The 19,997-nt window shown below is 71.0% G+C and carries 20 protein-coding genes; 12 read left to right on the top strand and 8 right to left on the bottom strand.

Annotated features, from left to right (window positions below):
* Position 1 precedes the first annotated feature (1 nt).
* Positions 2 to 1,267 carry an MFS transporter gene (locus OHO83_RS18280; RefSeq protein WP_266673856.1) on the bottom strand — a complete coding sequence of 422 codons (1,266 nt, stop codon included), beginning with the start codon at positions 1,265 to 1,267 and terminating at the stop codon, positions 2 to 4.
* Between the two features lie 239 nt (positions 1,268 to 1,506).
* On the opposite strand from OHO83_RS18280, the gene OHO83_RS18275 reads away from it, so the two are divergent.
* The 3 genes from OHO83_RS18275 to OHO83_RS18265 all read left to right on the top strand — a co-directional run bounded on the left by OHO83_RS18275 (position 1,507) and on the right by OHO83_RS18265 (position 3,833).
* Complete coding sequence (locus OHO83_RS18275) at positions 1,507 to 2,145, top strand: DUF6758 family protein (RefSeq protein ID WP_266673858.1); 639 nt, start codon at positions 1,507 to 1,509, stop codon at positions 2,143 to 2,145.
* Between the two features lie 95 nt (positions 2,146 to 2,240).
* Positions 2,241 to 3,104: a PHP domain-containing protein gene (locus tag OHO83_RS18270; protein ID WP_266673860.1), complete on the top strand. Its 864-nt coding sequence runs from the start codon at positions 2,241 to 2,243 to the stop codon at positions 3,102 to 3,104.
* Between the two features lie 123 nt (positions 3,105 to 3,227).
* On the top strand, positions 3,228 to 3,833 hold the full coding sequence (locus OHO83_RS18265) for a MarC family protein (protein ID WP_266673862.1): 606 nt from the start codon (positions 3,228 to 3,230) through the stop codon (positions 3,831 to 3,833).
* Between the two features lie 110 nt (positions 3,834 to 3,943).
* Here OHO83_RS18265 and OHO83_RS18260 read toward each other — a convergent pair whose 3' ends face one another.
* On the bottom strand, positions 3,944 to 4,096 hold the full coding sequence (locus tag OHO83_RS18260; protein ID WP_266673864.1) for a hypothetical protein: 153 nt from the start codon (positions 4,094 to 4,096) through the stop codon (positions 3,944 to 3,946).
* 263 nt (positions 4,097 to 4,359) lie between these two features.
* Here OHO83_RS18260 and OHO83_RS18255 point away from each other — a divergent pair, with 263 nt between their 5' ends.
* Positions 4,360 to 5,259 carry an NYN domain-containing protein gene (locus tag OHO83_RS18255; protein ID WP_266673866.1) on the top strand — a complete coding sequence of 300 codons (900 nt, stop codon included), beginning with the start codon at positions 4,360 to 4,362 and terminating at the stop codon, positions 5,257 to 5,259.
* Positions 5,260 to 5,275: 16 nt separating this feature from the next.
* Here OHO83_RS18255 and OHO83_RS18250 read toward each other — a convergent pair whose 3' ends face one another.
* Both OHO83_RS18250 and OHO83_RS18245 read right to left on the bottom strand, forming a co-directional pair.
* On the bottom strand, positions 5,276 to 6,154 hold the full coding sequence (locus OHO83_RS18250) for an alpha/beta fold hydrolase (RefSeq protein WP_266673868.1): 879 nt from the start codon (positions 6,152 to 6,154) through the stop codon (positions 5,276 to 5,278).
* Positions 6,155 to 6,292: 138 nt separating this feature from the next.
* Positions 6,293 to 8,413, bottom strand: coding sequence for a DEAD/DEAH box helicase (locus OHO83_RS18245; RefSeq protein ID WP_443066052.1), 2,121 nt, complete (start codon positions 8,411 to 8,413; stop codon positions 6,293 to 6,295).
* Between the two features lie 518 nt (positions 8,414 to 8,931).
* On the opposite strand from OHO83_RS18245, the gene OHO83_RS18240 reads away from it, so the two are divergent.
* Positions 8,932 to 9,663 carry a ferritin-like fold-containing protein gene (locus OHO83_RS18240; RefSeq protein ID WP_116513430.1) on the top strand — a complete coding sequence of 244 codons (732 nt, stop codon included), beginning with the start codon at positions 8,932 to 8,934 and terminating at the stop codon, positions 9,661 to 9,663.
* 71 nt (positions 9,664 to 9,734) lie between these two features.
* Here the strand turns inward: OHO83_RS18240 and OHO83_RS18235 are convergent, their stop codons facing one another.
* The 4 genes from OHO83_RS18235 to OHO83_RS18220 all read right to left on the bottom strand — a co-directional run bounded on the left by OHO83_RS18235 (position 9,735) and on the right by OHO83_RS18220 (position 11,595).
* On the bottom strand, positions 9,735 to 10,001 hold the full coding sequence (locus OHO83_RS18235; RefSeq protein ID WP_266673870.1) for a hypothetical protein: 267 nt from the start codon (positions 9,999 to 10,001) through the stop codon (positions 9,735 to 9,737).
* A 217-nt stretch (positions 10,002 to 10,218) separates the two neighbouring features.
* The gene (locus OHO83_RS18230) at positions 10,219 to 10,446 is read right to left on the bottom strand and encodes a DUF3107 domain-containing protein (RefSeq protein ID WP_206302077.1); all 228 of its coding nucleotides are present in this window, start codon (positions 10,444 to 10,446) and stop codon (positions 10,219 to 10,221) included.
* Between the two features lie 144 nt (positions 10,447 to 10,590).
* Entirely contained in the window at positions 10,591 to 11,232 is a 642-nt protein-coding gene (locus OHO83_RS18225) for a TetR/AcrR family transcriptional regulator (protein ID WP_266673871.1), read from the bottom strand.
* A 144-nt stretch (positions 11,233 to 11,376) separates the two neighbouring features.
* Complete coding sequence (locus tag OHO83_RS18220) at positions 11,377 to 11,595, bottom strand: hypothetical protein (protein WP_266673872.1); 219 nt, start codon at positions 11,593 to 11,595, stop codon at positions 11,377 to 11,379.
* 148 nt (positions 11,596 to 11,743) lie between these two features.
* On the opposite strand from OHO83_RS18220, the gene OHO83_RS18215 reads away from it, so the two are divergent.
* The 7 genes from OHO83_RS18215 to OHO83_RS18185 all read left to right on the top strand — a co-directional run bounded on the left by OHO83_RS18215 (position 11,744) and on the right by OHO83_RS18185 (position 19,913).
* Positions 11,744 to 12,763: an alpha/beta fold hydrolase gene (locus tag OHO83_RS18215; RefSeq protein ID WP_266673874.1), complete on the top strand. Its 1,020-nt coding sequence runs from the start codon at positions 11,744 to 11,746 to the stop codon at positions 12,761 to 12,763.
* On the top strand, positions 12,750 to 14,288 hold the full coding sequence (locus OHO83_RS18210; RefSeq protein ID WP_266673876.1) for a DUF3152 domain-containing protein: 1,539 nt from the start codon (positions 12,750 to 12,752) through the stop codon (positions 14,286 to 14,288). Before OHO83_RS18215 ends, OHO83_RS18210 begins: the two co-directional genes overlap by 14 nt.
* A 67-nt stretch (positions 14,289 to 14,355) precedes the next feature.
* Entirely contained in the window at positions 14,356 to 14,448 is a 93-nt protein-coding gene (locus OHO83_RS18205; RefSeq protein WP_323182959.1) for an Ms4533A family Cys-rich leader peptide, read from the top strand.
* Between the two features lie 183 nt (positions 14,449 to 14,631).
* The gene (locus OHO83_RS18200; RefSeq protein WP_266673878.1) at positions 14,632 to 16,350 is read left to right on the top strand and encodes an ABC transporter substrate-binding protein; all 1,719 of its coding nucleotides are present in this window, start codon (positions 14,632 to 14,634) and stop codon (positions 16,348 to 16,350) included.
* A 4-nt stretch (positions 16,351 to 16,354) separates the two neighbouring features.
* Complete coding sequence (locus tag OHO83_RS18195; protein WP_266673880.1) at positions 16,355 to 17,353, top strand: ABC transporter permease; 999 nt, start codon at positions 16,355 to 16,357, stop codon at positions 17,351 to 17,353.
* On the top strand, positions 17,350 to 18,339 hold the full coding sequence (locus OHO83_RS18190) for an ABC transporter permease (RefSeq protein ID WP_266673882.1): 990 nt from the start codon (positions 17,350 to 17,352) through the stop codon (positions 18,337 to 18,339). The genes OHO83_RS18195 and OHO83_RS18190 overlap by 4 nt, the downstream gene beginning before the upstream one ends.
* A complete protein-coding gene (locus tag OHO83_RS18185; RefSeq protein WP_266673884.1) occupies positions 18,336 to 19,913 on the top strand; it encodes a dipeptide ABC transporter ATP-binding protein in 1,578 nt (525 codons plus the stop codon). Before OHO83_RS18190 ends, OHO83_RS18185 begins: the two co-directional genes overlap by 4 nt.
* The last annotated feature ends 84 nt before the right edge of the window (positions 19,914 to 19,997 follow it).

Genomic DNA, 19,997 nt, shown 5'->3' with positions numbered 1-19,997 from the left:
GTCAGTTCGCGAAGACGGAGATCCCGTCCTCGCCGGCGTGCTGCGGCGCCAGTTCCTCGGCCTCGTGGGTGAGCGCGCTCCTGCGCACCCACACGACGCCCGCGCCGAGCAGCGCCGTGACCGCGGCGACCACGAAGGGGATGTGGATGTCGGTCCACTCCTCGATCTTCGGCGCGAAGTACGGGGCGGCCGCGGCGGCGAACCAGCGCACGAAGTTGTAGCCGGCGCTCGCCACGGGCCGCGGCGCGTCCGAGACGCCGAGCGCGAGCTCCGTGTACACGGTGTTGTTCACGCCGATGAAGGCGCCGGAGACGATCGTGCAGACGATGGCGGCGGTGTGGCCTCCGTACCCGAGGACCAGCACGTCGGCGGCGAGCAGGACCAGCGAGCCGCCGAGCACCTTGAGCGACCCGAAGCGGGCCTGCATGCGCGGCGCGACGATCACCGAGAAGAACGCGAGCAGCACGCCCCAGGCGAAGAAGACCGCGCCCGACTTGTACGGGGTCATGTTCAGGACGAACGGCGTGAAGGCCAGCATCGTGAAGAACGTGTAGTTGTAGAAGAAGGCGGAGGCGGCGGCCGAGGCGAGCCCGCCGTGGCCGAGCGCCTTGATCGGGTCGAGGATCGAGGTCTTCCTCGCGGGCCTGGGCTGTTCCTTCAGGAAGGCCGTGATGCAGAGGAAGCCGATGGCCATCAGGACCGCGGTGCCGAAGAACGGGTAGCGCCAGCTGGCGTTGCCCAGCAGCGCGCCGACCAGCGGGCCGCAGGCCATGCCGAGGCCGAGCGCGGACTCGTAGAGCAGGATCGCGGCGGCCGAGCCGCCGGCCGCGGCGCCGACGATGACGGCGAGGGCCGTCGAGACGAACAGCGCGTTGCCGAGGCCCCATCCTGCGCGGAATCCGACGAGCTCACCGACGGAGCCCGAGGTGCCGGCCAGCGCGGCGAAGACCACGACGAGAGCGAGCCCCGCGAGGAGCGTCTTCTTGCCGCCGATCCGGCTGGAGACGAACCCGGTCACGAGCATCGCGACGGCGGTGATCAGGAAGTACGAGGTGAAGAGCAGGGAGACCTGGCCGGGCGTCGCCTCGAGGCCCTTGGCGATGGAGGGCAGGATCGGGTCGACGAGGCCGATGCCCATGAAGGCGACGACGGATGCCCCGGCGGTCGCCCAGACCGCCTTCGGCTGACGCAGCAGGCTGGTGGCCCCCGCGTCCGATGTGTCCCCTTCGGCGGGACCTCCCGCACTTCCGGTACTGCTGTGGCTCATGCCGGTTCCTCGCATTCGTGTGTCGTTCGCGCGGTGCCGTTCGGGTGGCGCCGTTCGCGCGGAGACCGCTCGTGATCGCCGGCGACCGTGAGCGATCGTTGGCGTATGCACATAATAAATTAGCTCGGCTAACTAATGCAAGATACATCTAGTTTTTCCGGGGAGGTCCCGCAAGACCCCGCCCTCGGACGGGTGATCGTCCTTGACGGACCGGGAGACGGGGAGGACCGTTGGTCCCTATGAGGGGCGAACCCAGTTGCCCGAAGTGTGGTGGCCGGGTCAGGGCTCCCGGCCTTTTCTCCGACTCCTGGCAGTGCGACGTGCACGGGACGGTGCATCCGCTGCAGCCCGTGATCCCGCCCAGCGTCGAGGCGCTCAGCGTCGTCGCGCACCGCGCCCAGGTGCCGGTGTGGATGCCCTGGCCGCTGCCTGTCGGCTGGCTGTTCACCGGAGTGGCCAGCGCGGGTGACGACCGCACGGGCGGCAAGGCGACCGCGGTGGCGTGCTCGGGTCCCGGGCCGCTCGGCGGCGTGGGGGAGATGCTGCTCGTCGCGGAGGAGCTCGGCGTAGGCCTCGGCGCCCGGTACGCGGGCATCGGCGGCCCCGACCCCGGCCCGCACATGAACGTCGAGAAGCCACCCCAGGCCAAGGTCCTGGCCGCCGGGCGCCCGACCCCGATGTGGCACGTCTCCGGCACCCCCGACGACCGCGCGGTCTTCGCGGGCGAGGCGCGCGGCCTGTGGGTGTGGGCGATCGTGTGGCCCGAGCAGACCGGGCTCCTGATGTACGACGAGCTGGTCCTGACCGACCTGCGCGACGTGGGCGCCGAGGTCGACATGGTGCCCTGCGGCGCGCTGTCGCCGCGCATCTTGACGTAAGGGGTCATCCGGGGAGACGACGGTGACGGGATCGCTCCGGATCGCCGTTATCCTTGAGCGTCCCCTTCCGTCCGTTCAGAGCCTGGAGTACGCGCGTGCGCATCGATCTGCACACCCACTCCACCGCTTCCGACGGCACGGACACCCCGGCCGAGCTGGTCCGTAACGCGGCCGCCGCCGGTCTGGACGTCGTCGCGCTCACCGACCACGACACGAGCCGCGGGTACGCGGAGGCCGTCGCCGCACTGCCGGCCGGACTCACGCTCGTCACCGGCGCCGAACTCTCCTGCCGCCTCGACGGCGTGGGCCTGCACATGCTGGCCTACCTCTTCGACCCCGACGAGCCCGAGCTGCTGAGCGAGCGCGAGCTCGTACGGGACGACCGGGTGCCGCGCGCGCAGGGCATGGTCACCAAGCTCCAGGACCTCGGCGTGCCCGTGACCTGGGAGCAGGTCGCCCGCATCGCCGGCGACGGGTCCGTCGGCCGCCCGCACGTCGCGGAGGCCCTCGTCGAACTCGGCGTCGTCGGATCCGTCTCCGACGCCTTCACGCCCGACTGGCTCGCCGACGGCGGCCGTGCGTATGTCGGCAAGCACGAGCTCGACCCCTTCGACGCGATCCGCCTCGTCAAGGCCGCGGGCGGGGTCACCGTCTTCGCGCACCCGGCGGCCGCCAAGCGCGGGCAGGTCGTGCCCGAGTCGGCGATCGCCGACCTCGCCGCGGCCGGACTCGACGGCATCGAGACCGACCACATGGACCACGAACCGGCCACGCGGGCCCGCCTGCGCGGTCTCGCCGCCGACCTCGGCCTCCTGGTCACGGGCTCCTCCGACTACCACGGCAGCCGGAAGACCTGCGTGCTCGGCGAGTTCACCACCGACCCCGAGGTGTACGGGGAGATCACGCGCCGGGCGACCGGGGCGTTCCCCGTGCCCGGAGCCGGCGGAACCACCGCGTAGCCGCGCCCTGCCGCGATCCGGCGGGCCGCTCCCTTCATGCCCCGGTGCGGGCTCACGCACCGCACCCCCACGCACGACGCGTCCCGGCTGATCCCGCGGACCCCACTCGCAAGGCCACACCCCGTGTTTGATGTCGCTGTCTTCGGATCCCTTTTTCTCACGCTATTCGTGATTATGGACCCCCCTGGGATCACCCCGATCTTCCTCGCGCTGACCGCGGGCCGGCCCGCCAAGGTGCAGAAGCGGATGGCCTTCCAGGCCGTCTGTGTCGCCTTCGGCGTCATCGCGGTCTTCGGCCTGTTGGGTCACCAGATCCTCGACTACCTGCATGTCTCCGTCCCCGCGCTCATGATCGCGGGCGGGCTGCTGCTGCTCCTCATCGCGCTCGACCTGCTCACGGGCAAGACCGACGAGCCGAAGCAGACCAAGGACGTGAACGTCGCGCTGGTGCCGCTCGGCATGCCGCTGCTCGCGGGTCCCGGCGCGATCGTGTCCGTCATCCTCGCGGTGCAGAAGGCGGACAGCGCCGCGACGCAGGTATCGGTGTGGATGGCGATCGTCGCCATCCATGTCGTCCTGTGGTTCGTGATGCGCTACTCGCTGCTGATCATCCGCGTCATCAAGGACGGCGGCGTGGTCCTGGTGACGCGCCTCGCGGGCATGATGCTCTCCGCGATCGCCGTCCAGCAGATCATCAACGGGGTGACCCAGGTGATCCAGGGCTCCTGAGGGCCCCGGACCCTCGCCGGGTACGCAAAAGAGCCCCCGTACGGATGTCGTACGGGGGCTCTGAAGCGTGTTATTCGATTACGTACGGTGTATCAGGAGTCGTCGTCGCGTTACGAGGCCGGCGACTCGGCCGGGCGGATGTAGAGGCGCTGCCCGGTGGCAGCCGCCTGCTGAACGATCCGGTTGACGGAGGCGGCGTCCACGACAGTGCTGTCCACGGCGGTTCCGTCGACATCGTCGAGTCGCATGATTTCGAAGCGCATAACCGCTTCTCCCTTCGTCTGGTCATCCTCCTGGAGGAGAACTACTGGCACGGGACAAGAGTCTTGCCCCGTCGTACGGCCAGGCGGTTGCCTGACCGTTAAGAGTGGATTGCGTGGCTTCAATGCCCCGCGTTCTGTAGGGATCAACGAGTTGCCCCCAGCAAACATTCCCTACGCTAAGGAAATTTTTCGCGAGGCTAATTACCCTCGGGTAGCGGGACCAGTTGTGTTCGCAGCGTGACGGCCGTGACAATGGGCCACATATGAACGACGACCTGACGGCCATCCGCGCGGAGCTCGACCGTACGAACGAGCTGCTCAAGCGCATGCTCGCCGAAGTGGCCAAGACCCCGTCCACCCACGCGATCTTCGTGGACGCCGGATACCTCTACGCCGCCGCCGGCCGCCTGGTCACCGGGACCGAGGACCGCAGGGCCTTCGACCTCGACGCCGAAGGCATCGTCGACGCTTTCATCGACAAGGCCCGCACGATCTTCGCGGACAGCCGGCTGCTGCGCGTCTACTGGTACGACGGTGCCCGGCGCCGCATCCACACGAACGAACAGCAGTCGATCGCCGAGCTGCCCGACGTCAAGGTCAGGCTCGGCAACCTCAACGCCCACAACCAGCAGAAGGGCGTCGACTCCCTGATCCGCACGGACCTGGAGTCGCTCGCCCGGCACCGCGCCATCAGTGACGCCGCGCTCGTCGGCGGGGACGAGGACCTCGTCTCAGCGGTCGAGGCGGCGCAGGGCTACGGCGCACGCGTCCACCTGTGGGGCATCGAGGCACCCGAGGGTCGCAACCAGGCGGACCCGCTCCTGTGGGAGGTCGACAGCCAGCGCACGTTCGACCTGGCGTTCTTCAAGCCGTACGTGTCCCGGCGCACCACCGCGGCGACGTACGAGAGCGCGGGCACGCCCCGCCCCTCGCGGGAGGACGTGCGTTTCGTCGGTGCGCAGATCGCCGCGAAGTGGCTCGCCGCGCGTGGCAGGGAGTCACTGGTGGAGCTGCTGCCGGGGCACCCTTATCTGCCCGGGCCCGTCGACCAGGAGCTGCTGGTCGAGGCGGAGGCGCTGCTGCAGTACTCGCTGCGGGGGCAGTCCGATCTGCGGCGCGCCCTGCGGGACGGCTTCTGGGGCCACCTCCAGGCGCAGTACTAGGACCGCGCCCTCCGGGCTAGACCACCGGCGGGTGCAGGTCCCAGAACGCGGCCAGGGCCGCCGCGGTCTCCTGGGGGCGGTCCGTGTTCGGGGAGTGCTCCGCGCCCGCGACGACGGTCCTGCGGGCCGAGAGGCGTACGGCCATGGAGTCGAGGAGCTGCACCGGCCAGGTGTCGTCGCGCTCGCCCGACAGCACGTGCTTGGGCAGCCGGACGGCCGCCAGCTCGTCGACCAGGTCCGGTTCCGTGCACAGCTGGCGGCCGGTCGCGATGAGCTGGGCCGGGCTGTTGAGCAGCCAGCGGTGCCGCAGGGCGGCGGCGTCGTCCGCGCCCGCTCCGGGGGTGTCCGTCTCCTCCGGCGCGTCGAGCGCCTGTATCGCGTCCCAGACCCGCGCCATGTCGAGCACGGCGAGTGCGTCCCGCAGCAGCTTGACCCGCTCCTGCTGCGACGGCGAGATCTGGGCCGGGCCCGAGGACATGAGGGTGAGCGAGGCGAACGGCGTCGCGTCGACGAGCACGGCCGCCCGGGCGATCTGACCGCCCAGCGAATGCCCCACGAGATGCAGCGGCGTCCCGTCGTCCACGACGGCCGCCTGCGCGAGCACATCGCGGGCCAACTCCCGCTGTGCGTAAGGGGATTCGTCGTCCAGGGGCCCCGTCGACTCGTACTGCCCCCGCCCGTCCACGGCGACCGTGCGGTACCCGGCGGCGGCGAGCGGCACGTGCAGGGCGATGAAGTCCTCCTTGCTGCCGGTGAACCCGGGCAGCAGGAGCGCGGTACCGGTGTGGCCGGCGTCCTGCGGACCGGCACTGATGGCGGCGAAGTCGCCGCGCTCGGTCCGAAGAGCGTGGGCGACGGCGCCGGGCGGCGGGGCGAAAGCGGGAGGCCGACTCATGCGACGAGGCTAACCGCAGTGCCGCCGCGGGTCATTCGGGGACGGGGCGGCCTCTCCGCGACCTCCGTGACCGCGAACGCCGATGGCCCGGCCCCGCTTTCGCGGGCGCCGGGCCATCGGCTTGCTCCGTGGTCCTGCTCAGCTCTCCGTCGGCTCCGCGGCCTTGCGGGTGCGGCGGCGGGGCTTGGCGGGCGCCTCCTCGGCGGCCGCGTCGACGGTCGCCTTGGGGGCGGCGGCCTTGCGCGTGCGCTTCGGCTTCGTCTCCGTGACCTCGGCGGCCGCGTCGGCGGTCGCCTTGGGGGCGGCGGCCTTACGGGTGCGCTTCGGCTTGGTCTCGGCGACCTCGGCGGCCTCGACGGTGTCCGCGACGGCCTCGGCCTTGGGCGCGGCCTTGCGGGTGCGCTTGGGCTTGGTCTCCGCGGGAGCCTCGACCGGCTCGGCGGTCGCCTTGGGCGCGGCGGCCTTACGGGTGCGCTTCGGCTTGGTCTCGGCGGCCTCGACGGTGTCCGCGACGGCCTCGGCCTTGGGCGCGGCCTTGCGGGTGCGCTTGGGCTTGGTCTCCGCGGGAGCCTCGACCGGCTCGACGGCCTCCACCGTGTCCACCACGGCCTCCGCGGCCTTGCGGGTGCGGCGGCGCGGCCTCGGGACCGTCGCCTCGACTGTCTCGGCGACCTCCTCGGCAGCGGCCTTGGGGGCGGCGGCCTTACGGGTGCGCTTCGGCTTCGTCTCGGCGACCGCGGGCGCCTCGACCGTGTCGGCGACAACCTCGGCCGTCGCGACGGCGACGGTCTTGACGACGGCCTCCGGCGCGGCGCCCGAACGGGTGCGACGGCGACGGCGCGGCGTACGCGGCTCCACCACCGTGGCGTCCACGGCCTCGGAGGCGGCGACCGCCTCGGCCGGAGCCGTCCTCGGCTCGTTCACCGTCGGCGCGGCCACCGGCTCGCCGTTACGGATGCGGCGACGGCGACGCGGCGTCGTACGCGCCGGACGCGGCTCGCGCTCCTGGACGGGAGCCGGAGTGGCGGCCGTACGGCCACCACGCCCACCGCGCCCGCCACGGCCACCGGTCTCACCGAGGTCCTCGACCTTTTCGGCGGCGAGGCCGGCCCGGGTGCGCTCGGAGCGCGGCAGCACGCCCTTCGTGCCGGCGGGGATGTTCAGCTCCTCGTACAGGTGCGGAGACGACGAGTACGTCTCGACCGGGTCGGGGAACTTCAGGTCCAGCGCCTTGTTGATCAGCTGCCAGCGCGGGATGTCGTCCCAGTCGACCAGCGTGATCGCGATGCCCTTGGCGCCCGCGCGGCCGGTACGGCCGATGCGGTGCAGGTACGTTTTCTCGTCCTCGGGGGACTGGTAGTTGATGACGTGCGTCACACCCTCGACGTCGATGCCGCGAGCGGCGACGTCGGTGCAGACGAGCACGTCCACCTTGCCGTTGCGGAACGCCCGCAGGGCCTGCTCACGCGCGCCCTGGCCGAGGTCGCCGTGGACGGCGCCGGACGCGAAGCCGCGCTGCTGCAGCTGGTCGGCGATGTCGGCGGCGGTCCGCTTCGTACGGCAGAAGATCATCGCGAGCCCGCGGCCTTCGGCCTGCAGGATGCGCGCGACCATCTCCGGCTTGTCCATGTTGTGCGCGCGGTAGACGTGCTGCGAGGTGTTCGCGACCGTCGCGCCCTCGCCGTCGGGCGACGTGGCGCGGATGTGCGTCGGCTGCGACATGTAGCGACGGGCCAGGCCGATGACGGCGCCGGGCATCGTCGCGGAGAACAGCATCGTCTGGCGCTTGGCCGGAAGCATGTTGATGATCTTCTCGACGTCGGGCAGGAAGCCCAGGTCGAGCATCTCGTCGGCCTCGTCGAGGACGAGGGACTTGACGTGCTTCAGGTTGAGCTTCTTCTGGCCCGCGAGGTCGAGGAGACGGCCCGGGGTGCCGACGACGACGTCGATGCCCTTCTTGAGGGCCTCGACCTGCGGCTCGTAGGCACGCCCGCCGTATATGGCGAGGACGCGCACGTTGCGCACCTTGCCGGCCGTCAGCAGGTCGTTCGTGACCTGCTGGCACAGCTCACGGGTGGGGACGACTACGAGCGCCTGCGGGGCGTCGGTCAGCTGCTCGGGCTGCGCCCGGCCCGCCTCGACGTCCGCGGGGACGGTGACGCGCTCGAGGAGCGGAAGCCCGAAGCCGAGCGTCTTGCCGGTGCCGGTCTTGGCCTGGCCGATGACGTCGGTGCCGGAGAGCGCTACGGGGAGCGTCATCTCCTGGATGGGAAAGGGATTGATGATGCCGACGGCCTCGAGGGCCTCGGCGGTCTCGGGGAGGATCCCGAGCTCTCGGAACGTGGAAAGCTGCTGCGTAGTCAGGGTGTTGCCTCTTCTGTGAGACGCGGTGCGAGGCGAACGCGGGGGTCGTGACCGTGCCTTGATCGCCGGTCGCCAGCGAGAGGCGGGCGGGCCGGGTGACGCGGGACCACTGCCGACGCTCGAGCGCTCGTGCCGCTGAGGGATTCCCTCCTCATGCCGTACGCCGTGTGACGTACCGCCCGGAGGGCTGTCGGGTCGGAGCCGATCGGGCCACCGACCGGGCATCCTCATTCATGAAGCCCGTCGAAAACGCGTACAAACAGACACGTAAAAGTTCTGCTCGTACCCGGCGGGCTCTTTACCACCATACCCCGGAATCGCGCATGTGCGATGGCCGAATTGGTCACGTAGTCGTCGTCACAGTGATTGACCAGGGACTTCCGAGCGGCGGTCGGCGGGCTATTGTGCGCTTCATGGAGACGCCTGACACCGCCGCAGCCGACGAACCCACCGGAATCGCCGCCCAGGACTGGGCGAAGGCATCCGTCGACCCTCATTACCGCGCCGCGGTCGTGGACCTGCTCGGCGCACTCGCGTACGGAGAGCTGGCCGCATTCGAGCGGCTCGCCGAGGACGCGAAGCTGGCGCCGACGCTCGGCGACAAGGCCGAGCTCGCGAAAATGGCGTCCGCCGAATTCCACCACTTCGAGCAACTGCGCGACCGGCTCTCGGCGATCGGCGTCGAGCCGACCGAGGCGATGGAGCCCTTTGTCGCCGCGCTCGACGGCTTCCACAAGCAGACCGCGCCGTCGGACTGGCTGGAAGGTCTGGTCAAGGCGTACGTCGGCGACTCGATCGCCAGTGACTTCTACCGCGAGGTCGCGGCCCGGCTCGACTCGGACACCCGCTCCCTCGTCCTCGCGGTCCTCGACGACACCGGGCACGCCAGCTTCGCCGTGGAGAAGGTGCGGGCCGCGATCGAGGCCGAGCCGCGCGTGGGCGGCCGGCTCGCGCTGTGGGCCCGCCGCCTGATGGGCGAGGCGCTCTCGCAGTCGCAGCGGGTCGTCGCCGACCGGGACGCCCTGTCGACGATGCTCGTCGGCGGCGTGGCCGACGGGTTCGACCTCGCGGAGGTCGGCCGGATGTTCTCGCGGATCACCGAGGCGCACACCAAGCGGATGGCCGCGCTGGGGCTCGCGGCCTGAGGCGGCTTCACCGCCGGCCGGTCACCGTCCGGGGTCTTGCGCTCTGCCGCGATGTCGTCGGAGGAGAGGCCCTAGGCCGGCGCTGACCGGCGGACCCGGGCTGAGGGGCGCAGCAGCAGCGACAGGGACGCCACCGCCACGACGACCGCTCCGGCGAGGGTGGCGAGGGCGTGGCCGGAGCCGAGCGCGGTGTGGGTCAGAAATGCCCCGAAGAGCGCACCCGCGATTCCTGTCGGCAGTACGAGCGCCCGGGGCGGGAGCCGGCGGGGCAGGCGGACAGTCGCGGCCCAGGCAAGGCCGAGGCCGAGCAGGGCGGAGCCGAGCGCTTCCAGGAGCATTGTGTGAGGTCCCTCCCGCATTGGCCGTGGTGCAAATCGGTCTTGACCGGTGTACCCCCGGGCCGCGGAATGCAATCCTCCCCGTATGGGTTCGCTGTGCCCGCCCTGTGAGGGGCGCGGCGTCGCTGACCGGCGGGGAAACAGACACGGGAAAGGCCCGGTGGCATCCGCCACCGGGCCTTTCCCGTATGTCTTTCGTGCCGCCGTGCGCGGGGCTCTACACGGGGCCGAAGCCCACCTTGCGCACCGTCGGCTCACCGATCTCCACGTACGCCAGGCGCTCGGCCGGCACCAGGACCTTGCGGCCGTGCTCGTCCACGAGAGTCAGCAGCTGCACCTTGCCGGACAGTGCCTCGGACACCGCGCTCTCGACTTCCTCGGCGGTCTGGCCGCTCTCCAGAACGATCTCGCGGGGCGTGTGCTGCACGCCGATCTTGACCTCCACGGCCTTGTCCCTCCGACGATCCGTGATGTGCGCGGACGACCGCGCCGTACCCAGCACACATTAGCCCGGTGAGGGGACGTACCCGGCGTCGATGCTGCACGCCAGTAGCGAACAAGACCGTGGACCGCCGTGCGCCGCGCCTCGTCAGTGGTGGTCGGTGCCGTGCAGCGGGAAGCCGGCGATGCCGCGCCAGGCCAGGGACGTCAGGAGCGTCACGGCCTTGTCGCGCGGGATCTGCGACCGGCTGGAGAGCCAGTAGCGCGCCACGACCTGCGATACGCCGCCCAGACCGACGGCGAGCAGCATCGACTCGTCCTTCGACAGGCCGGTGTCCTCGGCGATCACGTCGGAGATCGCCTCCGCGCACTGCAGGCTGACGCGGTCCACGCGCTCGCGCACCGCGGGCTCGTTCGTCAGGTCCGACTCGAAGACCAGGCGGAACGCGCCGCCCTCGTCCTCGACGTAGGCGAAGTACGCGTCCATCGTGGCCGCGACCCGCTGCTTGTTGTCGGACGTGGAGGCCAGCGCCGTGCGCACGGCCAGGAGAAGCGCCTCGCAGTGCTGGTCGAGCAAGGCCAAATAGAGGTCGAGCTTGCCGGGGAAGTGCTGGTAGAGCACCGGCTTGCTGACGCCCGCGCGCTCCGCGATGTCATCCATGGCCGCCGCGTGATAGCCCTGCGCGACAAATACCTCCTGGGCCGCGCCCAGAAGCTGGTTACGTCGGGCACGGCGCGGCAGGCGCGTGCCCCGAGGGCGCGCTGCCTCTGTCTGCTCGATGGCTGTCACGCCGCCTCCCAAGATTGTCCGTGTGCGGTGTGCGCCGCTCCGCCATCGTACTTTTCGGTAACCCTGGTGTGCGCGGTGCGAGGGCACAATTTCACGGACCGGACAGCTATGAAAACCGTCCGCATACGGGCAAATACGGGCAGGTCATCGATAGTCGTCCTCGTCCAGATCCACTACGCGGGCCTGTTCGGCACGGTCCGCCTCGTTCGCGGCGTCCGGGTCGGCGTCCGCCGGAGGGTCGTCCCGGTGCGGCGAGAGTTCCGTGAGCTGCTCGGCCGCGTCCGCCTCGGGGGCCTCGACGCCGAACTCCGCGTCGTCCTCCTGTTGCTCGAAGGTGTCAGGGTCGGATGGGTCGACCTTCATGGCGGCTCCCTTCCCTCATGTGTCCTCGTGCGTCCTCATGTGGGCGGGTGCCCAGATCCGAGCGTAGGAGACACCGGAAAGGGGCGCGATGCGATCTGTGACGGCGAACACACGATCCAGTGCGTGATCGTCTCGTAACATATCCCGCATGTCTTCGACCGAGTCGCCGCGCGTGCCTGCCGCCTTCGCAGCCGCGGCGCCCAAGCCGGGCACCGTCCGGGTCGCGGAGGGCGAGCGGCTCGACTCGGTCGGCCTGCCGGGGCTCTCGCTCACGATCCGCTCCCGCCCCGGCACCCGCGCGGGACTGCCGCCCGCCCTGTACGTGCACGGCCTCGGCGGCTCCTCGCAGAACTGGTCGGCCCTGATGCCGCTCCTCGAGGACGTCGTCGACGGTGAGGCGCTCGACCTGCCCGGCTTCGGTGACTCGCCGCCGCCGGACGACGGCGACTACTCGGTGACCGGGCACGCCCGCGCCGTCATCCGGCACCTCGACGCGGCGGGCCGCGGGCCCGTCCATCTCGTCGGCAACTCCCTCGGCGGGGCGATCTCGACGCGGGTCGCGGCCGTACGGCCCGATCTCGTCCGCACCCTCACCCTCGTCTCGCCCGCGCTGCCCGAGATCCGCGTGCAGCGCACGGCGGTGCCGACCGCACTGCTTGCCGTACCGGGCGTGGCCTCGCTCTTCACCCGCCTCAGCAAGGACTGGACCGCCGAACAGCGGGTGCGCGGCGTCACAGCACTCTGTTACGGGGATCCCGGCCGGGTCACTCCCGAGGGGTACCGGGCCGCCGTGGAGGAGATGGAGCGGCGGCTTCAACTGCCGTATTTCTGGGACGCGATGACCCGTTCGGCGCGTGGCGTGGTGAACGCGTACACCCTGGGCGGGCAGCATGGGCTGTGGCGTCAGGCCGAACGTGTCCTCGCGCCCACGCTCCTCGTCTACGGTGGACGCGATCAGCTCGTGTCCTACCGGATGGCGGCGCGGGCCGCGCGGACGTTCCGTTCCTCGCGGCTCCTGACGCTGCCGGACGCGGGACACGTGGCGATGATGGAGTATCCGGAGACGGTCGCCACGGCGATGCGTGAACTCCTCGCGGACGCGGGGGGATCGACCGAGAGCGACGAGACGAGCGGGCGGGGAGCTGAGGCGGCGAGTGGGACGGCATAGCCGCCGGGGGCCGGCACCGGCACCGTTGGACGACACAGAGGCGGCCGGGGCACCGGTCTCCGCAGGCCACGGGCGCCGCAGGCGCGGCGCCCCCGATGTCCCACGTCCCACCACGCCGGGACCCCAGGCGCAGCAGGGCGCTCCGCGCGGGCAGGCGCAGCCGGGACCGGCCCCGTACCGTGGCGGGCCGCCGAACGCCGGGCCGCCGCGTGGGTTCTCCGAGGCGACGCCCGCACACGGCTTCCCCCAGGCCACTCCGCCGCGCGGTTTCCCGCAGGCGGCTCCGCCGCAGGGTCCCACCACGCGTGGGTTCTCCGAGGCGACCCCCGCACATGGCTTTCCGCAGGCGACCCCGCCGCACGGTTTCCCGGCGGCGCAGGGGACCCCGGCTCATGGTTCGCCCCGTGTGACGCCCTCCCACGGATTCCCGCAGGGCACGCCCGCGCACGGCGTTCCGCATGTGCGTGGTGGGCACCCTGAGCAGACCGAGGGGGGCGCCCGGGGTGAGACCCGCATGGGCGTCGGCTACGCGGCCGCGCCGGTCGTGCCCGCGCCGCGGAGCAGGCCGCGGCAGGACTACGTGGACGCGTTCGCCCCGCCCGCCCGTCCCTCCGACCCGTACGGCGCTGTCACCGACTGGGACGCGGAGGGCGGCGAGCCCGGCGCGTCCGCCGCGGTGTCCGCCGAGGACGAGGAGCCGGGTGACAAACGGGGCAAGGGCCGTACGTACACCGGCATCGCGGCCGCCGCCGTGACCACCGTGCTCGCCGTCGTCGTCGCCGGGCACGTCGTCCAGGGGCGTGGCGACGCGGCCGACGCCCACGCGCAGTCCGCGGCCGGGCCCGGCCGGCGGTCGACGGCCGGTTCGGCGTCCCGTTCGGACGACCGGGCCACCCCCAGGGGCAAGGCGCGGCCCGTCACCCCGCTGACGTACGACCAGAAGATGGGCAAGACGTATCCCCTGTCCGCCAAGCTCAAGGGTTCCGGGAAGTTCACCGCGGTGCCCGGGTTCGACAAGGCGCCGGGCAAGGGAGAGAAGTTCCGGTACCGGATCGACGTCGAGAACGGGCTCGGGCTCGACGGCGCGCTTTTCGCCCAGGCCGTGCAGAAGACTCTGAACGACGACCGCAGTTGGGCCCACGGCGGCGGCAGGACTTTCGAGCGGATTTCCTCTGGAAAGCCCGATTTCGTGATTACGCTGGCCAGTCCGGGGACCACCGGCGTCTGGTGCGAGAAATCCGGGCTCGACACGACCGAGGACAATGTGTCCTGCGACTCCGCCGCCACCGACCGCGTCATGATCAACGCCTATCGGTGGGCGCAGGGGTCGACGACGTACGGGAACAAGATCTATCTGTACCGGCAGATGCTCATCAACCACGAGGTCGGGCACCGGCTCGGGTTCAACCATGTGACCTGCACGAAGAACGGCGCGCTCGCGCCCGTCATGCAGCAGCAGACCAAGTTCCTGACCTTCGACGGAATCACCTGCAAGCCCAACCCCTGGGCCTTTCCCAAGAGTTGAGCCGCAGGGGCAAGAGGGGGCAGGGGCCGCTTTGACATCCGGCGAAAGTTCGTTCATATTTCTCCGCATGTCGCACCGCCACGCACCCTCGCGCACCGCCATTGAGCTCACGCTCATCGGCGTGACCGCGCTGTGCGTCGCCGACGTGCACTGTTGCTGACGCCCGCCCCTGGCGTGCCGCGTCGCATTTAATCTCTCCTTTCCGGTGTCCACCCTTATTTCTTCTCAGGGTTTCCGGTTTCGCCGTTTCCGGCTGTCGACGTGCCTCGGGCGAGTTCTCACATTTCCCTGCCTGCCCTCTGCTGCCCACCGCAGCGCACATTCCCCAAGGGGTCGATTTCCGATGCGTCAACCGTCCGTCATAGCGCGCCGCGTGGCCGCCGCATCCGTCAGCGTGGTCCTCGCCGCCGGCGCCGCCGCCTGCGCCGGGCCCGAGGCCGGCGACGCAGGGGGGAGCTCCGACGCCAAGCCGCAGAAGGGCGGCACCCTCACCGTCCTCAACTCCAACCCGCAGTCCGACTTCGACCCGGCGCGGCTCTACACCTCCGGCGGCGGCAACGTCCCCTCGCTCGTCTTCCGCACGCTGACCACCCGCAACCGCGAGGACGGCGCAGCGGGCGCGAAGGTCGTCCCCGACCTCGCCACCGACCTGGGCAAGCCCAGCAAGAACGCGACCGTGTGGACGTACACCCTGAAGAAGGGCGTCACCTACGAGGACGGCTCGCCCATCACGTCCGCCGACATCAAGTACGGCATCGAGCGGTCCTTCGCCGCCGAACTCTCCGGCGGCGCACCGTACTTGAGGGACTGGCTGATCGGTGGCGCCGACTACCAGGGCCCGTACAAGGACAAGAAGGGCCTCGACTCGATCGAGACCCCGGACGCGCGGACCATCGTCTTCCACCTGAACAAGCCCGAGGGCGAGTTCCCCTACCTGGCCACGCAGACGCAGTTCACGCCCGTGCCCAAGGCCAAGGACACCGGCACGAAGTACGAGGAGCACCCCGTCTCGTCCGGCCCGTACAAGATCGTCAAGAACGAGAACGACGGCGAGCGGCTCGTCCTGGAGCGCAACACGCACTGGTCCGCGACCACCGACGAGGAGCGCAAGGCCTACCCGGACCGGATCGACGTCCGTTCCGGTCTCGACTCCTCCGTCATCAACCAGCGGCTCTCCGCAGGTCAGGGCGCCGACGCCGCCGCGGTCACCACCGACACCAACCTCGGCCCCGCCGAACTCGCCAAGGTCAGCGGCGACCAGAAGCTCGCTGCCCGCGTCGGCACCGGTCACTTCGGCTACACGAACTACATCGCCTTCAACCCGAAGGTGAAGCCGTTCGGCAACCCGAAGGTGCGCCAGGCCATCGCCACCGCCGTCGACCGCTCGTCGGTGATCAACGCGGCCGGCGGATCCTCGCTCGCCCAGGCCGCGACGACCTACCTGCCGAACCAGAAGTCCTTCGGCTACACCGCGTACGACCACTTCCCGGCCGGCGCCTCGGGCAACGCGCAGAAGGCCAAGGAGCTGCTCGAGGAAGCCGGCTACAAGAAGGGCCTGACGGTCACCCTCACGCACTCCAACGCCAAGGACTTCGAGACCAGCCCGGAGATCGCCACCGCCCTCCAGGACGCCCTGAAGAAGGCCGGCATCACCGTCAAGCTCCAGGGCCTGGAGGCGAACGACTACTCGGACACGATCCACAGCGCCAAGAAGGAGCCCGGCTTCTTCCTCGCGCACTGGGGAGCCGACTGGCCCTCCGGCGGTCCGTTCCTCGCCCCGATCTTCGACGGCCGGCAGATCGTCAAGGACGGCGCGAACTTCAACACCGGCTTCCTCGACGACAAGTCCGTCAACGACGAGATCGACTCGATCAACAAGTTGACCGACCTCGACGCCGCCGCCAAGCGCTGGGGTGCACTGGACAAGAAGATCGGGGAGCAGGCACTGACCGTGCCGCTGTTCCACCCCGTGTACAAGCGCCTGTACGGACCGGACGTCAAGAACATCGTCATCAGCGACTGGACCGGCGTGCTCGACATCTCGCAGGTCTCGGTGAAGTGACGCGATGACCGAGGCACTCGTGGCCTCGGAGACCGCAGGGGCGGACGCCGTCACGGCGTCCGCCCCCGTCTCCGGAGCCCGTCAGTTCTGGCGGCGCCTGCGCGCGCAGCGCGCCGCCCTCGTCGCGGCGGCCGTCGTCGCCCTGCTCGTCCTGATCGCGCTCGGGGCCCCGCTCCTCGCGCTGATCGAGGGCCAGGACCCGAACACGTACCACCCCCACCTCATCGACTCCGCGCGCGGCGGCGTGCCCGTCGGCGCGTTCGGCGGGGCCGGCGGCGAGCACTGGCTCGGCGTCGAACCGCAGACCGGACGCGACCTGTTCACCCGCCTCGTCTACGGAGCCCGGGTCTCCCTCGGCGTCGCGCTCGCCGCCACCGTCGTCCAGGTGTTCATCGGCGTCACCGTCGGCATCACGGCCGGGCTCGGCAACCGCTGGGTCGACCAGATCCTCAGCCGTGCCACCGACGTCATCGTCGCGCTGCCCCTGATGATCCTCGCGCTCGCCCTGATGGCGATCGTCCCGGGCGGCTTTCCCCGGCCCGTCCTCGTCGCCCTCGTGATCGGGCTCGTGGCCTGGGGCGGCACCGCGAAGATCGTGCGCGCCCAGACCATCACCCTCAAGGAACGCGACTTCGTGGCCGCGGCCCGGCTCAGCGGCTGGCCCACCTGGCAGATCGCCCGCCGCGAACTCCTCCCCTCGCTCGCCGCGCCCGTCATCACGTACGCGTCCCTGCTCGTCCCGACGAACGTCACCGTCGAGGCGGCCCTCTCGTTCCTCGGCGTCGGCGTCAAACCGCCCACACCCTCCTGGGGACAGATGCTCACCGCCGCCGACGTCTGGTACCAGGCCGCACCGCAGTACCTACTGCTGCCCGCAGGCGCGCTCTTCGTGACCGTGCTCGCGCTCACCGTCCTCGGCGACGGCGTGCGCACCGCGCTCGACCCGCGCGCCGCGTCCCGCCTGCGCATCGGCACGGGCCGCAGGCGGGAGGCCGACGCATGACCGGCTTCCTGCTGCGCAGGGCGATCGGCGCCGCCGTCACCCTGCTCGCCATCTCCGTGATCGTCTACGTCGTCTTCTACGCCGCCCCCGGCAACGTCGCCCAGATCAGCTGCGGCCCCCGCTGCTCGCCCGCCCAAGTGCAGCAGGTCGCCGACCAGTTGAGGCTCGACGACCCGCTGTACCTGCGCTACTGGCACTTCCTCCAGGGCATCTTCGCCGGACAGGACTTCTCCACCGGCACCGCCGTCCAGCACTGCGACGCCCCCTGCCTAGGCTTCTCGTACCAGACCGACCAGCAGGTCACACAGCTGATCCTCACCAAGCTGCCCGCCACCGCCTCGCTCGCGCTCGGCGCCATGGTGCTGTGGCTGATCCTCGGCGTCGGCACCGGCGTCCTGTCCGCATGGCGGCGCGGCCGTCCCACGGAGCGGATCCTCACCGGCATCACCCTCGCCGGCACGGCCACACCCGTCTTCGTCATCGGCCTGCTGCTGATGATCGTCGTCTGCGGACAGCTCCAGTGGCTGCCCTTCCCGCAGTACGTGCCCTTCACCGACGACCCCGAACAGTGGGCGTGGAACCTGCTCCTGCCCTGGCTGTCGCTCGCCCTCATCGAGGCCGCCAAGTACGCGCGCCTCACCCGCGCCTCCATGCTGGAGACCCTCGCCGAGGACCACGTGCGCACCTTCCGCGCCTACGGGGTCGGCGAACGCTCCATCATCGGACGGCACGCCCTGCGCGGCGCCGTCGCCCCCGTCATCGCCCTGAACGCCAACGACTTCGGCTCCATGTTCGGCGGCGCCGTGCTCAGCGAGACCCTGTTCGGCATCCCCGGGCTCGGCCGCGAGCTCGTGCACGCCGTCAACGTCGTCGACCTGCCGGTCGTCGTCGGCATGGTCCTCGTCACGGGCTTCTTCGTCGTACTCGCCAATGCCGTCGCGGACGTCCTGTACGCGGTGGCCGACCGACGGGTGGTCCTGTCATGAGCCTCGTCGAAGTGGACGCGCTCACCGTCGAGTTCGGGGACCTGCGGGCCGTCGACACGCTCTCCTTCCGCCTGGAGGAGGGCGCGGCGCTCGGGATCGTCGGCGAGTCCGGCTCCGGCAAGAGCACGGTCGCCTCCGCGCTCCTCGGCCTCCACCGGGGGACCGGCGCGCGCGTCACCGGATCCGTGCGGGTCGCCGGCACCGACGTGCAGGAAGCCGACGGCGAGGCCCTGCGGCGACTGCGGGGCGGGACGGCCGCGATGGTCTTCCAGGACCCGCTGTCCTCCCTCGACCCGTACTACGCCGTCGGCGACCAGATCGCCGAGGTGTACCGCGCGCACTCCAGGGCGTCCCGGCGCGCCGCACGCGCGCGTGCCGTGGAGGTGCTCGACCGCGTCGGCATCCCCGACGCCGCCCGCCGCGCGCGCTCACGCCCCCACGAGTTCAGCGGCGGCATGCGCCAGCGCGCCCTGATCGCCATGGCCCTGGCCTGCGAACCCGCCCTCCTCGTCGCCGACGAACCGACCACCGCCCTCGATGTCACCGTCCAGGCGCAGATCCTCGACCTGCTGCACGGACTGCGCGAGGAGACCGGCATGGGCCTCGTCCTCGTCACCCACGACGTGGGCGTCGCCGCCGAGAGCGTCGACGACATCCTCGTCATGCGCCACGGCCGCGCCGTCGAACGCGGAGCCGTCGCCGACGTGCTGGGCGCACCCTCCGCCGTGTACACGAAGGAACTGCTCGGCGCCGTCCCCCGCGTCGACGCGGCACGCCCGCAGCGCCCGGACGCGACGGGTGACGTCCTGCTCGAAGCGGTCGACCTGCGACGGGAGTTCGGGCGCGGCAAGCGTGCCTTCGCCGCCGTCGACGGGGTCTCCCTGACCGTGCGCCGGGGCGAGACCCTCGGAATCGTGGGCGAGAGCGGCAGCGGCAAGACCACGCTCGGGCGGATGCTCGTCGGGCTCCTCGAACCGACGTCCGGGCAGGTGCTCCTTTCAGGGGCGCGCGCCGACACGGGCGTGCAGATGGTGTTCCAGGACCCCGTCTCCTCCCTCAACCCCCGCCGCAGCGTGGGGGAGTCCGTCGCCGACCCGCTGCGGGCGCGCGGCGACAGGGAGGTGCGCGGCCGGGTCGAGGAACTCCTGGAACGCGTCGGGCTCGACCCGGCGCACTACGGGCGCTACCCGCACGAGTTCAGCGGCGGCCAGCGCCAGCGCGTCGGGATCGCCCGCGCGCTCGCCGCCGAACCGCGCATCATCGTGTGCGACGAAGCCGTCTCCGCCCTCGACGTCACGACCCAGGCCCAGGTCACCGGCCTGCTGCGGGAACTCCAGGACGAGCTGGGCCTCGCCCTCGTCTTCATCGCCCACGACCTCGCCGTCGTCCGCCAGGTCAGCGACCGGGTCGCCGTCATGCGCAAGGGACGCGTCGTCGAGTACGGCACCGTGGACGAGGTCTACGGAGCGCCACAGGACCCGTACACCCGGCAGCTGCTCGCCGCCGTGCCGGCGCTCGATCCGGCCGTCGCCGCGCGACGGCGCTCCGCCCGCAGGGAGCTGGCCGCAGCATGACATTCCGTGACCGAATGGGCGTGTAGCGCGACAGAACGCTACCCGTGCGGGAAAGTTACGGCCGTTCACCCCTTTTGGTGGCGT

The sequence above is a fragment of the Streptomyces sp. NBC_00569 genome (assembly GCF_036345255.1).
Taxonomy (GTDB): Bacteria; Actinomycetota; Actinomycetes; order Streptomycetales; family Streptomycetaceae; genus Streptomyces.
This window is presented reverse-complemented; position numbering and strand designations above follow the sequence as displayed.

Coding starts and splice junctions, on each gene's coding strand:
- OHO83_RS18205 (WP_323182959.1), top strand. CDS start 14,356: ATGTCGCACCGCCACGCACCCTCGCGCACCGCCATTGAGCTCACGCTC.
- OHO83_RS18275 (WP_266673858.1), top strand. CDS start 1,507: ATGAGGGGCGAACCCAGTTGCCCGAAGTGTGGTGGCCGGGTCAGGGCT.
- OHO83_RS18195 (WP_266673880.1), top strand. CDS start 16,355: ATGACCGAGGCACTCGTGGCCTCGGAGACCGCAGGGGCGGACGCCGTC.
- OHO83_RS18185 (WP_266673884.1), top strand. CDS start 18,336: ATGAGCCTCGTCGAAGTGGACGCGCTCACCGTCGAGTTCGGGGACCTG.
- OHO83_RS18215 (WP_266673874.1), top strand. CDS start 11,744: ATGTCTTCGACCGAGTCGCCGCGCGTGCCTGCCGCCTTCGCAGCCGCG.
- OHO83_RS18245 (WP_443066052.1), bottom strand. CDS start 8,413: ATGACGCTCCCCGTAGCGCTCTCCGGCACCGACGTCATCGGCCAGGCC.
- OHO83_RS18235 (WP_266673870.1), bottom strand. CDS start 10,001: ATGCTCCTGGAAGCGCTCGGCTCCGCCCTGCTCGGCCTCGGCCTTGCC.
- OHO83_RS18240 (WP_116513430.1), top strand. CDS start 8,932: ATGGAGACGCCTGACACCGCCGCAGCCGACGAACCCACCGGAATCGCC.
- OHO83_RS18220 (WP_266673872.1), bottom strand. CDS start 11,595: ATGAAGGTCGACCCATCCGACCCTGACACCTTCGAGCAACAGGAGGAC.
- OHO83_RS18250 (WP_266673868.1), bottom strand. CDS start 6,154: ATGAGTCGGCCTCCCGCTTTCGCCCCGCCGCCCGGCGCCGTCGCCCAC.
- OHO83_RS18200 (WP_266673878.1), top strand. CDS start 14,632: ATGCGTCAACCGTCCGTCATAGCGCGCCGCGTGGCCGCCGCATCCGTC.
- OHO83_RS18255 (WP_266673866.1), top strand. CDS start 4,360: ATGAACGACGACCTGACGGCCATCCGCGCGGAGCTCGACCGTACGAAC.
- OHO83_RS18260 (WP_266673864.1), bottom strand. CDS start 4,096: ATGCGCTTCGAAATCATGCGACTCGACGATGTCGACGGAACCGCCGTG.
- OHO83_RS18190 (WP_266673882.1), top strand. CDS start 17,350: ATGACCGGCTTCCTGCTGCGCAGGGCGATCGGCGCCGCCGTCACCCTG.
- OHO83_RS18280 (WP_266673856.1), bottom strand. CDS start 1,267: ATGAGCCACAGCAGTACCGGAAGTGCGGGAGGTCCCGCCGAAGGGGAC.